The 12,470-nt window shown below is 69.7% G+C and carries 12 protein-coding genes; 8 read left to right on the top strand and 4 right to left on the bottom strand.

Annotated features, from left to right (window positions below; translation table 11 throughout):
- Positions 1-26: 26 nt before the first annotated feature.
- Positions 27-725, top strand: coding sequence for an isochorismatase family protein (locus H2Q94_RS08385; RefSeq protein ID WP_243793788.1), 699 nt, complete (start codon positions 27-29; stop codon positions 723-725).
- Positions 726-852: 127 nt separating this feature from the next.
- Here H2Q94_RS08385 and H2Q94_RS08380 read toward each other — a convergent pair whose 3' ends face one another.
- Positions 853-1,239, bottom strand: a complete 387-nt coding sequence (locus H2Q94_RS08380; protein ID WP_243793787.1) for a hypothetical protein — start codon at positions 1,237-1,239, stop codon at positions 853-855.
- Positions 1,240-1,764: 525 nt separating this feature from the next.
- Between H2Q94_RS08380 and H2Q94_RS08375 the strand changes: the two genes are divergently transcribed.
- Complete coding sequence (locus H2Q94_RS08375) at positions 1,765-3,117, top strand: MFS transporter (protein WP_243793786.1); 1,353 nt, start codon at positions 1,765-1,767, stop codon at positions 3,115-3,117.
- Positions 3,118-3,234: 117 nt separating this feature from the next.
- On the opposite strand, the gene H2Q94_RS08370 is transcribed toward H2Q94_RS08375, so the two are convergent.
- Both H2Q94_RS08370 and H2Q94_RS08365 read right to left on the bottom strand, forming a co-directional pair.
- Positions 3,235-4,050 carry a glycoside hydrolase family protein gene (locus tag H2Q94_RS08370; RefSeq protein ID WP_243793785.1) on the bottom strand — a complete coding sequence of 272 codons (816 nt, stop codon included), beginning with the start codon at positions 4,048-4,050 and terminating at the stop codon, positions 3,235-3,237.
- Positions 4,050-4,832, bottom strand: coding sequence for a thaumatin family protein (locus tag H2Q94_RS08365; protein ID WP_243793784.1), 783 nt, complete (start codon positions 4,830-4,832; stop codon positions 4,050-4,052). Before H2Q94_RS08365 ends, H2Q94_RS08370 begins: the two co-directional genes overlap by 1 nt.
- A gap of 374 nt (positions 4,833-5,206) precedes the next feature.
- On the opposite strand from H2Q94_RS08365, the gene H2Q94_RS08360 reads away from it, so the two are divergent.
- Genes H2Q94_RS08360 through H2Q94_RS08350 form a run of 3 tightly spaced genes read left to right on the top strand, consistent with a single transcriptional unit; the run spans position 5,207 to position 7,790 of the window.
- Positions 5,207-5,359 carry a hypothetical protein gene (locus H2Q94_RS08360; RefSeq protein WP_243793783.1) on the top strand — a complete coding sequence of 51 codons (153 nt, stop codon included), beginning with the start codon at positions 5,207-5,209 and terminating at the stop codon, positions 5,357-5,359.
- On the top strand, positions 5,356-6,576 hold the full coding sequence (locus H2Q94_RS08355; protein ID WP_243793782.1) for an acetyl-CoA C-acetyltransferase: 1,221 nt from the start codon (positions 5,356-5,358) through the stop codon (positions 6,574-6,576). Before H2Q94_RS08360 ends, H2Q94_RS08355 begins: the two co-directional genes overlap by 4 nt.
- Positions 6,573-7,790 carry a CoA transferase gene (locus tag H2Q94_RS08350; protein WP_243793781.1) on the top strand — a complete coding sequence of 406 codons (1,218 nt, stop codon included), beginning with the start codon at positions 6,573-6,575 and terminating at the stop codon, positions 7,788-7,790. Before H2Q94_RS08355 ends, H2Q94_RS08350 begins: the two co-directional genes overlap by 4 nt.
- A gap of 27 nt (positions 7,791-7,817) precedes the next feature.
- On the opposite strand, the gene H2Q94_RS08345 is transcribed toward H2Q94_RS08350, so the two are convergent.
- A complete protein-coding gene (locus tag H2Q94_RS08345; protein WP_243793780.1) occupies positions 7,818-9,089 on the bottom strand; it encodes a multidrug effflux MFS transporter in 1,272 nt (423 codons plus the stop codon).
- A gap of 72 nt (positions 9,090-9,161) precedes the next feature.
- Here H2Q94_RS08345 and H2Q94_RS08340 point away from each other — a divergent pair, with 72 nt between their 5' ends.
- The 3 genes from H2Q94_RS08340 to katG all read left to right on the top strand — a co-directional run bounded on the left by H2Q94_RS08340 (position 9,162) and on the right by katG (position 12,454).
- Complete coding sequence (locus tag H2Q94_RS08340; protein ID WP_243793779.1) at positions 9,162-9,647, top strand: MarR family winged helix-turn-helix transcriptional regulator; 486 nt, start codon at positions 9,162-9,164, stop codon at positions 9,645-9,647.
- Between the two features lie 166 nt (positions 9,648-9,813).
- A complete protein-coding gene (locus H2Q94_RS08335) occupies positions 9,814-10,251 on the top strand; it encodes a Fur family transcriptional regulator (protein ID WP_243795611.1) in 438 nt (145 codons plus the stop codon).
- Positions 10,244-12,454, top strand: a complete 2,211-nt coding sequence (katG, locus tag H2Q94_RS08330; protein ID WP_243793778.1) for a catalase/peroxidase HPI — start codon at positions 10,244-10,246, stop codon at positions 12,452-12,454. The genes H2Q94_RS08335 and katG overlap by 8 nt, the downstream gene beginning before the upstream one ends.
- Positions 12,455-12,470: the final 16 nt, after the last annotated feature.

Raw genomic sequence — 12,470 nt, 5'->3', positions numbered from 1 at the left:
CAGCCATCGCAGAGGAGTTGGTCTTCATGTCGCAGGAACTGCGGGAGCTGCTGGAGCGCACCTTCGCCGGTGACTCCGCCGAGTACCAGGAGCGCGGCTTCCAGCGCCGGGTCGGCTACGGCAGGCGACCGGCGATCGTGCACATCGACATGGCGAACGCCTGGACCCGGCCCGGACACGCGTTCACCTGCGAGCACATGGACACCATCATCCCCGCGTGCCAGCAGCTCAACGAGGCCGCGCGAGCCAAGGGCGTGCCGGTCATCTACACCACCACCGCCTACAACACCACTGACCCGAACAAGCCCTCCGACATGGGGCTATGGGTCAACAAGATCCCGGTCGAGCTGCTCGAAGCGGGCAGCGAGGCCGTGCGGATCGACGACCGCATCGCCCCGGAGCCCGACGACCTCGTCATCACGAAGAAGCGGGCCAGCGCCTTCCCCGGCACGAATTTGCAGCAGTACCTCACCGTCAACCGCATCGACACCGTCATCGTCACCGGCGTGACGGCCGCCGGTTGCGTCCGGCACACCGTGGAGGACGCCATCGCCGAAGGTTTCCGGCCGATCGTCGTGCGGGAGGCCGTCGGCGACCGCGTCGATGGCGTCGTGGCGTGGAACCTGTTCGACATCGACGCCAAGTTCGGCGACGTCGAACCGCTGACCAACGTGCTCGACTACCTCGAGAAGCTCCCGAAGTTCAGCGAGACCACCACGCCCTGACTACGACCCCTTGACGCCGGCCGGAGCCCGCTGAGCACCTTCAGGGCCGGTGAGCGATGACAGCTCACCGGCCCTGTCGCTCACTCGCTGTGCGGGCCGCACGTGTTCGTCGCCGGGCGACCCCTACTCAATCCGGAGCCCGGACGATCCAGGGCATGTCGTCCGGCTCCCTGCGTCCGGGCAGGTGTGCGTTGAGCAGCGGCGGCAGCCAAGTCGTGATCGGCACGCCCAGCTCATCGGACAGCCGCTCCAGCAACTCCGCCAGGACGGCGTCCGGGTGCACGCGGATCTGCACCGGTCCCGATCCGAGGTAGTGCACCTCGTCCCGAAGCCGCGGGGCGTTGATCCGCGCACGAGCGTCCCCCAGCACTTCCGGCAGCCGGTCGCGCCACGACTCGATCGCCTCGAACACGACCGCTGTGGTCGTGCCGCTCGCACCGCGGTAAGCGTCCAGCCGCGCCTGCAACGCGTCGGACACGAACACCGTTACAGATCGATCGTTGCTCCCGGTCATGCTCACTGTCTACCAAGCAGACCCGGTACCGGGCGCACAGCCCGGCATTTCCGGAACCGGCAGGGCACGCTGCGACCGCTCACGGGGCACGCACCTGCTCGCGGGCGTGCATCCGCTGACCAATGGTTGCCTACCTGGCAATGACGTTGGCCAGTATCGCGTCGTGTTCGCAACGAACGCCGCGTTCGGCTGCGAGTGCCCAACCGGGCGACGACAGCTCCACCCCAGGTAATCACCGCAGGAAGAAGCGCCTACAACTGCGTTTCACGCAAATCTCCTAGCGCACGACGAAGTCCAGCACCCCTCTGGACTTAACAACCTTGTTGCCATATGGAGCTTTCATGTTGCTCATCCGGCAACTAGCGTGGACCGTCGGCAGCACAGCAGAAGACCTGCCAGGCGGTAAGTGACGGGACTCGCAGGGGAGGCCGGAGCGCGGCGCGAACCGCTCACGACACGAGAAGGTTCCCGCGCATCGCGACCAACGGCCGATCCCCGGCACCTCACCGACACAGCGGAGCGGACATGCCAGACGACAGCACGATCGACGACACACCTGCGGCAGCGCGGGAAGCCGACATCCGGCGGGTGACGACCGCCGCCGCGGCCGGAACGTTCGTCGAGTGGTTCGACTTCGCCGTCTACGGCTTCTTCGCCACGACGATCGCCGCCAAGTTCTTCCCCAGCGGGGACAGCACGGCGGGCCTGTTGCAGACCTTCGCGGTCTTCGCCGTCGCCTTCGCCATGCGACCGCTGGGCGGCGTGGTGTTCGGGTCGCTCGGCGACCGCATCGGCCGCAAAGCCGTGCTCGCGCTCACCGTGATCCTGATGTCCGTGTCCACCGGCGTGATCGGCCTGCTGCCCAGCTACGACTCGATCGGCTACGCAGCCCCGTTGCTGCTCGCACTGGCCCGCTGCGTGCAGGGTGCCTCCGCGGGCGGCGAGTACGCCGGAGCCTGCACCTACCTGATCGAACACGTAGGCCGAGGCCGCCGCGCCCGTACCGCGAGCTGGTTGCCCGCGGCGACGTTCGCCGCGTTCGCCGCCGCCGCGCTGGTCGCGTTCGTGCTGGAACTGCTCATCCCGGAAGCGGCGATGGCGCAGTGGGGATGGCGCATCCCGTTCCTGATCGCCGTTCCGCTCGGCCTGGTCGGGTTCTTCATCCGCAGGCGCCTCAACGAGAGCCCCGCCTTCCAGGAGCTCGGGTCGAACGCGCGCGAGCACTCGCCGCTGCGCGAAGCGTTCGCGACGCAGGCCTCCGTGATGCTGCGGCTCGGCGGCTTCATCATGCTCACCGCGCTGTCGTTCTACCTCTTCTCCACCTACATGACGACGTTCTTGAAGGTCACGGTGGGCATGGACTCCGACGTCGTGCTCGCCACGAACGTCCTCGCCCTGGTCGCCGCCGTCGCCGCAGCGCCGCCCATCGGCGGGTTCTGCGACCGCATCGGCCGACGCCGCACCATGTTCCTCGCGGCGGGCGCGCTGGCGCTGCTCACCGTGCCCGGCTACCTGCTCGCCGCCACGGGTTCGTTCGGCGGGGCTCTCGTCGGTCAGCTCCTGGTCGCCGTCGGCGCCGTCACGGCGAACGTGGTGACCGCGGTCCTGCTCTCGGAGATGTTCCCCACCCGCGTGCGGTTCACCGCGTCGGCGGTGACCTACAACGTCGCCTACGCGCTGTTCGGCGGTACCGCGCCCTTCGTCGCGACCTGGCTGGTGTCGACGACCGGGAACCAGTTGTCCCCGGCGATCTACCTGACGGTCATCGCCGTACTCGCGTTCGGAGCCGCCGCCACGCTGCCCGAGACCACGGGTCGCTCACTCGCCCCGGAGAGCACCCCCGCCGAACCCGCACCCGCGACCGCCGCGGATCGGTAGCGGCGCGCTCGTCCAGCCCGGGGAGGCATTCCCGGCACCGGACGAACGTTCGTCGATACCGGACGGATGCTCGAACCGGTGCGCCGTTCGGGTTCCCGGCGCGAACGGCAATGGTCGCTACCGGGCCGCCGCGTCGCGATAAGCGGTGCCGCTGGTGTTGGGCTGCGCGCCGTCGTAGAGGCCGGTGGGGCTGGTCTCGGTGGACAGCGTGAACCAGGAGTACCGCTCCACGAACGGCAGGCCTTCCAGCATCGCGGTGGAGCTCCGGACGAAGTCGGCTTGCTCCTGCTCGCCCGGGTAGCGCGGGGTTCCGCCGGAGAAGTCGATGAGCGCGTATTCGGTGAGCCACACCGGTTTCCGGTAGCGCTCGTGGACGGCTTCGACGTAGCCGCGGAGTTGTTCGGTCGCTTCCGGGGAGAAGTCCGCGCCGTACCAGTGCAGCGGGATGAAATCGACCCGGTAGCCGCGTTCGTCCGCGCCCCGCATGAACCGGTCGAGCCAGCCGCCTTCCAGGTCGGCTCCGGTCGCGACTCCGGGCGCGCTGAGCCGCATCCCGGTGTCCTGCAGCTGCGGCCACAGGTCGAGGGCTTGCTCGACGGTCAGGTTCGCCTGCTCGGTCATGTCCGGTTCGTTGAACGCCAGCAGCGTCGAGCCCGAGGCCTTCGCCTCGTCCAAGTCCTGCTGGTTCACCGACTCGGCGCCCCAGATCATCGGGACGAATTCGGTGCCCTCGGGCGGAGTGACGCCCTGTTCGTCGACGGACCAGTCGTAGAACCAGCTCGCCCCGACGTCACCGAGCGCTTCGTCGACGCCCGCGACGTCGTTCACGCTGACGCCTTTCTTGACACCGTCCTCGGCCGCGGAGGTCGCGGGCAGGAGCAGCAGAGTCACGACCGCCGCCAAGGCGGGCACCAGCGATTTCCGGGTGAACATCAGATCCCCGCGTGGAAGGTCACGGTGAACCCGTCGCACGACGGGCAGTTGCGCATGACGTTGTTGCCGGGTTCCTGGTCGTGCTTGGACCACGCGTACGCCCGCGGGCAATGTTCCTTCACCGCATCGCTGTACGGGGTCTCCTCGTCCCGGCTGGGATTGGTGCACAGCTGCGGCTGCCCGTCCGAGCCGTCGGTCAGATTCTCCGGCGGGCAGTGCTGCAGCAGCTTCTCGGAGCAGCCGACCTCTTCGCACTGGCCGGAATCCGGCGGCGGTGTCGCGCCGTTCGCCTCGATCGTGATCGGCAGCGCCACCCCGTTGACGTAGCTGACGTTGTACCAAGGGGCCCCGGCGTCGTTGGGGTCGAAGTTGAACTCGGCGAGGCCGGTCGGCTGCTCACCGGTGGTGCAGGTGTCGGCTTCCGGGCCGCAGTCGCCCACTTCGCAGTGGAAGGTGTCGCCCGGCTCGCCGGAGCAGTCCTGGCGGGCGAAGAACTTGCCGCGCCAATACTCCGGGTCACCGGATTCCGGGATGGTGATGGTCGCGGAGGCACCGTCCTCGATCACCGGCAGACCGGTGAGCTGCTGCGACTCGTCGGCGTTCACGCTGCTGCCGAGCCACACCGTCTCGCCGGAGCGATTCACGAACGTGATCGTGTGGTCCGCGGCGATGGTTTCCACGGCCGGGTTCTCAGCGGCCGAGGTTTCCTGAGCCGCGACCGGAGCACCTCCGGTGAGCAGCAAGAGAAGTCCGGCCGCGAGCAAGGAAGCTGTTCTGCGCATGATCCCTCTCGACGTGGTCCTGGAATTTCGATGCCATCCTAAAACGCCATCAACCCCACGATTCGCCCAATATTTTCCCGAATTTCGCATCTCCCGAACGCTCTGATTCATCCGGGTGGCGGTTTCGCGACGCCGAATGGTCAGCTCGATCGGGAACAGGTCGTGGAGCGCGAATTCCGACCTCGCCGCACGCGGCGGTGCACCCTGCACGATCTCCGTTGATCGTTCTTCCGCGCGGAACGGGATCTCATGAATTCGATCCCGGAGTCGGCTCAGGTGCGGGTGGGCGTTCGCGACGCGGAGGGCGCGACGAGCGCGGTCGGCTTCGTCGTGCTCGAACCCGAACGTCCTGCGACCGGCCGGGAACCGCGTGAGTGGGTGCGGAAGGGTTGGCGTGGTTCGAGGTTCCGGGCACGATCCACGTCATCAGTGAGCTGCCCACGACCCCGGGCACCGACGGCACGAAGCTCCGCGCCGCGATCTTGCGGGAATGGGCTCGGCAACGACGCACGGAGGCAGCAGGATGACCAACGACGCGGTGATCGTCGAACCGATCCGCACGCCCGTGGGCAGGTACGGCGGGGTGTTCTCCCGGATCCCGGCCGCCGAACTCGCCTCGACCGCGATCCGGGCCGTGCTGGACCGCACCGGGGTTCCCGCCGAGCTGGTCGACGACGTCCTGTTCGGACAGTGCTATCCGAACGGGGAGGCTCCCGCGATCGGCCGGGTCGCCGCGCTCGACGCCGGGCTTCCGGTGGCGGTGCCGGGCATGCAGGTCGACCGGCGCTGCGGTTCCGGCCTGCAGGCGGTGCTGGACGCGGCGATGCGGGTGCAGACCGGTGTCGCCGACGTCGTGCTCGCGGGCGGCGCGGAGAGCATGAGCCTCGTCGAGTTCTACTCCGACCGGATGCGCTGGGGCGTGCGCGGCGGCGGGGTCGAGCTGCACGACCGGCTCGTCCGCGCCCGGCTGACCGCGGGCGGCGAGCACTACCCGGTGCCGGGCGGAATGCTCGAAACGGCCGAGAACCTGCGCCGGGAGCACACGATTCCGCGCGAAGAGCAGGACCGGCTCGCCCTGCGCTCGCACCAGCGGGCCGTAGCGGCCGTCGAGGACGGGCGCTTCGCCGAGGAGATCGTGCCGGTCACCGTCCCCGGCAAGCGCGGACGGCCCGCCGATGCGGTCGACCGCGACGAACATCCCCGCGCCGACGCGTCGGAGGAATCCCTGGCCGCGCTGCGTCCGGTGCTGCGCGAGCAGGACGCCGAGGCCACCGTCACCGCGGGCAACGCGAGCGGGCAGAACGACGGCGCCGCCGCATGCCTGGTGATGAGCCGCGAGAAGGCCGAGCAGCTCGGGCTCACCCCGATGGCCCGGCTCGTGTCGTGGGGCGTGGCCGGAGTTCCGCCGCGCACCATGGGCATCGGGCCGGTGCCCGCCACCGCCAAGGCGCTCGCCCGCGCGGGCCTGACGCTCGCCGAGCTGGACTTGATCGAGCTCAACGAGGCGTTCGCGGCGCAGGTGCTCGCCTGCACCCGGGAATGGGGGTTCGGCGAGGACGACTTCGACCGGCTCAACGTCAACGGCTCCGGCATCTCCCTCGGTCATCCCGTGGGCGCGACCGGGGTGCGGATCCTGACGACGCTGCTGCACGAGATGCGGCGCCGCAACAGCCGCTACGGCCTGGAGACCATGTGCATCGGCGGCGGGCAGGGACTGGCCGCGATCTTCGAGAGGATCTCATGAACCCGCTGTCCGGAGTGCGGATCGTCGAGTGCGCGAGCTTCGTCGCGGGGCCGTCGGCGTGCCTCACGCTCGGCCAGCTCGGCGCGAACGTGATCAAGGTCGATCCCATCGGCGGCGCCGCCGACCACCAGCGCTGGCCGCTGGCTCCGAGCGGCCACAGCCTCTACTGGACGGCGCTGAACAAGGGAAAACGTTCCCTCGCCGTGGATCTGCGCTCGGACGAGGGCAAGGAGCTCGTGACCGCGCTGATCACCGCGCCAGGGCCGGAATCCGGGGTGTTCGTGGACAACAGCGTCGGGCGCCGCTGGCTCGCGCACGACACGTTGGCCGCCCGGCGGGACGACCTGATCCACGTGCGGGTGCAGGGCCACCCCGACGGCAGGCCCGCCGTGGACTACACGGTCAACGCCGAGGTGGGCATCCCCGGCATCACCGGCGGCGACGAGAGTTCGGCACCGGTCAACCACGTGCTTCCCGCGTGGGACCTGATCACCGGCATGACGGCGGCGACCGGGGTGCTGGCCGCGCTGCGCGAGCGGACCGCGACGGGCCGCGGCTCCTACGTCGAGCTCGCGCTCGCGGACGTGGCCGCGGCCGGAGTCGCCAACCTCGGCTGGCTCGCCGAGGCCGAATTCCGGGGCGGCGACCGGCCACGCCAGGGCAACCACCTCTACGGGAGCTTCGGGGTGGACTTCGAGACCGGCGATCACCAGCGCGTCATGGTCGTCGCGCTGACCGAAGGCCAGTGGACGGCGCTGCAGGAGGCCACCGGCACGACGGAGGTGTTCGCGGCGCTGGAGGAACCTTTGGGGGCGGACCTCAAGCTGGAGGCCGACCGCTACCGGCTCCGGGAGACGATCGCCGCGATCCTGCGGCCCTGGTTCGCGGCGCGGACCCTGGCCGAGGTCCGAGAGCGGTTCGACGCGGGACGAGTGCTGTGGAGCCACTACCGCGGCATGGCCGACGTGGTCGCCGAACACCGTTCGTCCACTGCGGACTCCGTGCTGGCCTCGGTCGACCAGCCGGACATCGGCCCGGCGGTCGCCGCCCGCTCCCCGCTGCGCTGGGACGGCGAGTACGACGGCGCGGCACCCGCCCCTCGCTTGGGCGAGCACACCGACGAGGTGCTCACCGAAGTGCTCGGCCTGAGCCAGGCCCGGCTGGGCGCCCTGCACGACCGCGGCGTCGTCGCGGGAGCCGCGTCCGCGGAATGAGTCGCGGGAGGGGCGGGCTGCGGAACCTCAGGTCGCGGCCGGAGCCTCACGGGGTGGCGCGGAAGCCGGTTGAGGTCCCGCCGCTTGTTGCGATGTCCTCCGCGGGATGAAGCAGAAGGTGAGCACCGCGAGCACCATCGAGAGGAGCATGGCGACTGCCATCGGCAGTGCCGTCCCCTCCCCGCCGAGCCCGACCAGCGGCGAGATCACCGCGGCGAGGGTGAACTGCAGGAAGCCCAGGAACGCCGAACCGGTCCCGGCGTTCTTCCCGGTCTCCGCCAGCGCCAGCGTGGTCGCGTTGGAGAAGACGAATCCCAGCGATCCCTGGAAGAACGCGAACGTCACGAGCACGGGCACCGTCGGCGCCCCGCCGAGAACGGCCACCAGCAGAACCGCGGTCGCCACCGACGCGAGCCCCAGGCCCGCGGCGACCATGCGGCGGTAGGGAACTCGACCGGCCAGCGCCGCGGCGATGCTGCTGGTGATCACGATGAGCAGCGCGTTGAGCCCGAACAGCAGCGCGTAGGTACCTGCCGAGAGCCCCAGCACCTCCTGCATGACGAACGGCGAGGCTGAGATGTAGGCGAACAGCGCCGCGAACGCGAAGCAGAAGGTGAGCAGGTAGCCCAGGTAGTTGCGGTTGCTCAGCGCCTCGCGAGCCCCGTCGAGGGTCGCTTTGACGCCGCCCCGGGTGCGCGCGGATTCCGGCAGCGATTCCGCGGCGAACGCGAACGCGCCGATGAACATGATCAGGGACAGCACCGCCAGGACCGAGAACACCGCGCGCCAGCCGAAGCTCGCGATGATCCCGCCGCCCGCGAGGGGCGCTACGACGGGGGCGACGATGCTGATGATCAGCGTGACGCCCAGCAGCTTCGCGGCGGCGGTGCCGCGGGCGGTGTCGGAGATGATGGCCCTGGCCAGCACGACTCCGGCCGCTCCGCTCAGGCCTTGCACGAACCGGGCGAGGCCGAGGACCTCGACGCTCGGGGCGAACGCGCACCCGACACCGGCGAGAACGCACACGATCGAGCCGATGAGCAGTGGCCGCCGCCGTCCGGTGGCGTCGGAGAGCGGCCCGATGAGCAGCTGGCCGAGGCCGAGGCCGACGAGGAACGCGGTCAGCGTCAGCTGGATCTCGGCGGCGCCGGCGCCCAGGTCGCCCGCCATCGCGGGGAAAGCCGGGAGGTACATGTCGGTGGCCAGCGGGGCGACGGCGGTGAGCAACGCGAGCACCGCGATCAGGATGCCGCTGACAGGGCTGGTGGCGCGCACGTCGGCGCCGGGCGATTCAGGCATGGGGTTCTTCCCAGGAGGAGGCGGGTCTCCGGCAGATTATTTATGTTTTCATATGTATGTCAAAATATATAAATGGCGCCCCGCAGAACCGAGGACGAAGCATCGGCGGACCCGAGCGAACTGCCGACCGCGCTGCGCGACCTGGCCTGGACCATCCACCGGCTGGTCCCCGAGGTCGCGAGCCTCGACCCGTTGCCGAACACCGAACTCGCCGTGGTCAAGCAGGTCCTGGGCTCACCGGGCATCACGGTGTCGGAACTGGCCGGGCGGCTGGGCATGCGGCACAGCAACGTCAGCGCGGCCGTGCGCGGCCTGATCGGGCGCGGCCTCGTCGCCCGCGAGAGCGACCCGTCCGACCGGCGGGTCACCAAGCTGGCGCCGACCGAGAAGTCGACGTCCGCGCGGGAATCCATCGACACCCGCTGGTCCGGCACCGTGCGGAACGCGATGGACCTGCTCAGCGACGAGCACGTCGCCGCGATCGAGGCGGCCTCCGGCGCGCTCCGGGCGCTGGACGAGGCCCTGCACGAGGAACGGGATCAGCGCGGGCACCGGTGAGACGACGGCACCCCCGGCCACGAGCCTGAGCTCGCTCAACACCCGACCGGCGACGTGATCTCACATCGTGAGTGCCACACGAGAAAGCTCGCCGGGAATCTTGATTCATTCCAGATCATTGATCACAATGCTGCACGTGCCCAGGACGACCGCGGACCTCGAGCGGATGCTGCGCGAGGCGGATCTGCGCGTGACCCGCCCTCGCATGGCCGTGCTGTCCGCAGTGCACGAACTCCCCCACGCCGGCACCGACTCCATCATCGAAGCGGTCCGCGGACGGCTCCCGAAGGTCTCGCACCAGGCCGTCTACGACGTGCTGCGCGCGTTGACGGGAGCGGGACTGCTCCGCCGGATCCAGCCGATGGGCTCGGTGGCTCGCTACGAGGCACGAGTCGGGGACAACCACCACCACGTGGTGTGCCGATCATGCGGAGTCATCGCCGACGTGGACTGCGCGGCGGGCGCGGCTCCCTGCTTGAGCGCCTCCCACGGTCACGGCTTCGCGATCGACGAAGCCGAGGTCATCTACTGGGGAACCTGCCCCTCCTGCTCCACTTCTGATCCCGAACAACGCACTGATCCCGAAAGGACTCCCGGTGACTGACAGCGCTGACACCGAGACCGGCGGCTGCCCCGTCGCCCACGGCGGCCGCATCCCCCACCCCACCCAGGGCAACAGCAACGACGTCTGGTGGCCGAACCGGCTCAACCTGAAGCTCCTGGCGAAGAACCCCGCGGTCGCCGACCCGTTCGGCGCGGACTTCGACTACGCCGCCGAGTTCAAGACGCTGGACCTGCCCGCCGTGAAGCAGGACATCCAGGACGTCCTGACCACCTCGCAGGACTGGTGGCCCGCCGACTTCGGGCACTACGGCCCGCTGATGATTCGGATGGCCTGGCACAGCGCGGGCACCTACCGGGTCAGCGACGGCCGGGGCGGTGCCGGTTCCGGGCAGCAGCGGTTCGCGCCGCTGAACAGCTGGCCGGACAACGTCAGCCTGGACAAGGCCCGCCGCCTGCTGTGGCCCGTCAAGCAGAAGTACGGCCGCAAGCTGTCCTGGGCGGACCTGCTGGTGCTCACCGGCAACGTGGCGCTGGAGTCGATGGGCTTCGAGACCTTCGGCTTCGCCGGTGGCCGCATCGACGGCTGGGAGCCCGAGGAGGACGTGTACTGGGGTGCCGAGACCACCTGGCTCGGCAGCGACCAGCGCATCTCCGGCGGTGAAGAGCGGAACCTGGAGCAGCCGCTCGGCGCCACCCACATGGGCCTCATCTACGTGAACCCGGAAGGCCCCGAGGGCAAGCCGGACCCGATCGCGGCCGCGCGCGACATCCGCGAAACGTTCGGCCGTATGGCGATGAACGACGAGGAGACCGTCGCGCTGATCGCCGGTGGGCACACCTTCGGCAAGACCCACGGTGCCGCCCCCGACTCGAACCTCGGCCCGAACCCGGAAGCCGCCCCGCTGGAGGCGCAGGGCCTCGGCTGGATCAGCGAGCACGGCACCGGCAAGGGCGCCGACGCCATCACCAGCGGCCTGGAAGTCACCTGGACCTCCACGCCGACCGAGTGGGGCAACGGCTTCTTCGGGAACCTCTTCGGCTACGAGTGGGAGCTCTACCAGGGTCCCGGCGGCGGCTGGCAGTGGAAGCCGAAGGACGGCGCCGGTGACGGCACCGTGCCCGACGCCCACGACGCGTCCAAGAAGATCGCGCCGAACATGCTCACCACCGACCTCTCGCTCAAGCTGGACCCGATCTACGAGCCGATCTCGCGGCGGTTCTGGGAGAACCCGGCGGAGTTCGCGGACGCCTTCGCCCGCGCCTGGTTCAAGCTGACCCACCGCGACATGGGTCCCGTCGACCGCTACGTCGGCCCCGAGGTCCCGTCCGAGGAACTGATCTGGCAGGACCCGATCACCAAGCCGGACCACGAGCTCATCGGCGACGCCGAGATCGCCGCGCTCAAGGGCGAGATCGCCGCCTCCGGGCTCACCGTGCGGCAGCTGGTGTCCACGGCGTGGGCTTCGGCGTCCACGTTCCGGGGCAGTGACAAGCGCGGCGGCGCCAACGGCGGCCGCATCCGCCTCGAACCGCAGCGCAGCTGGGAGGTTAACGAGCCCGAGGCGCTCGCGACCGTGATCAGCGCGCTGGAAGGCATCCAGGAGTCCTTCAACGCCCGGTCCGGCGCCAAGAAGGTCACCTTCGCCGACCTGGTCGTGCTGGCCGGCGGCGTCGGCGTCGAGCAGGCCGCGAAGGCCGCCGGGTTCGACATCGAGGTCCCGTTCACGCCCGGTCGCGGCGACGCCACCGCCGAGCAGACCGACGTCGAGTCCTTCTCGCACCTCGAGCCTGCCACCGACGGGTTCCGCAACTACCTCGGCAAGGGCTCGCCGCTGCCCGCCGAGTACCAGCTCATCGACCGGGCGAACCTGCTCACCCTGAGCACACCGGAGCTGACCGTCCTCATCGGCGGCCTGCGGGTGCTCGACGTGAACCACGGGCAGTCGCAGCAGGGCGTGCTCACCGACCGGCCGGGCACGCTGACGAACGACTTCTTCGTCAACCTGCTCGACCTGGGCACGACCTGGAAGCCGGCCGACGAGGCCTCGACGGCGTTCGAAGGCACCGACGGCTCCGGGCAGGCCCGGACCGGCAGCCGCGTCGACCTGGTGTTCGGCTCGAACTCCGAACTGCGGGCCGTCGCCGAGGTGTACGCGGCCGCCGACGCCCAGGAGAAGTTCGTCCACGACTTCGTCACAGCATGGACCAAGGTCATGAACCTGGACCGGTTTGACGTCGTGTGAGTTTCTTCGTGGTGGC

It is taken from the genome of Saccharopolyspora gloriosae (genome assembly GCF_022828475.1).
GTDB classification, from domain to species: domain Bacteria; phylum Actinomycetota; class Actinomycetes; order Mycobacteriales; family Pseudonocardiaceae; genus Saccharopolyspora_C; species Saccharopolyspora_C gloriosae_A.
Note: the sequence above shows the minus strand (reverse complement) of the source record. Positions and strands in the feature narration are given on the sequence as shown.

Bases quoted from the DNA above. Each gene is read 5' to 3' on its own strand.
- H2Q94_RS08385 (WP_243793788.1), top strand. From the start codon at position 27: ATGTCGCAGGAACTGCGGGAGCTGCTGGAGCGCACCTTCGCCGGTGAC.
- H2Q94_RS08380 (WP_243793787.1), bottom strand. From the start codon at position 1,239: ATGACCGGGAGCAACGATCGATCTGTAACGGTGTTCGTGTCCGACGCG.
- H2Q94_RS08375 (WP_243793786.1), top strand. From the start codon at position 1,765: ATGCCAGACGACAGCACGATCGACGACACACCTGCGGCAGCGCGGGAA.
- H2Q94_RS08370 (WP_243793785.1), bottom strand. From the start codon at position 4,050: ATGTTCACCCGGAAATCGCTGGTGCCCGCCTTGGCGGCGGTCGTGACT.
- H2Q94_RS08365 (WP_243793784.1), bottom strand. From the start codon at position 4,832: ATGCGCAGAACAGCTTCCTTGCTCGCGGCCGGACTTCTCTTGCTGCTC.
- H2Q94_RS08355 (WP_243793782.1), top strand. From the start codon at position 5,356: ATGACCAACGACGCGGTGATCGTCGAACCGATCCGCACGCCCGTGGGC.
- H2Q94_RS08350 (WP_243793781.1), top strand. From the start codon at position 6,573: ATGAACCCGCTGTCCGGAGTGCGGATCGTCGAGTGCGCGAGCTTCGTC.
- H2Q94_RS08345 (WP_243793780.1), bottom strand. From the start codon at position 9,089: ATGCCTGAATCGCCCGGCGCCGACGTGCGCGCCACCAGCCCTGTCAGC.
- H2Q94_RS08340 (WP_243793779.1), top strand. From the start codon at position 9,162: ATGGCGCCCCGCAGAACCGAGGACGAAGCATCGGCGGACCCGAGCGAA.
- H2Q94_RS08335 (WP_243795611.1), top strand. From the start codon at position 9,814: ATGCTGCGCGAGGCGGATCTGCGCGTGACCCGCCCTCGCATGGCCGTG.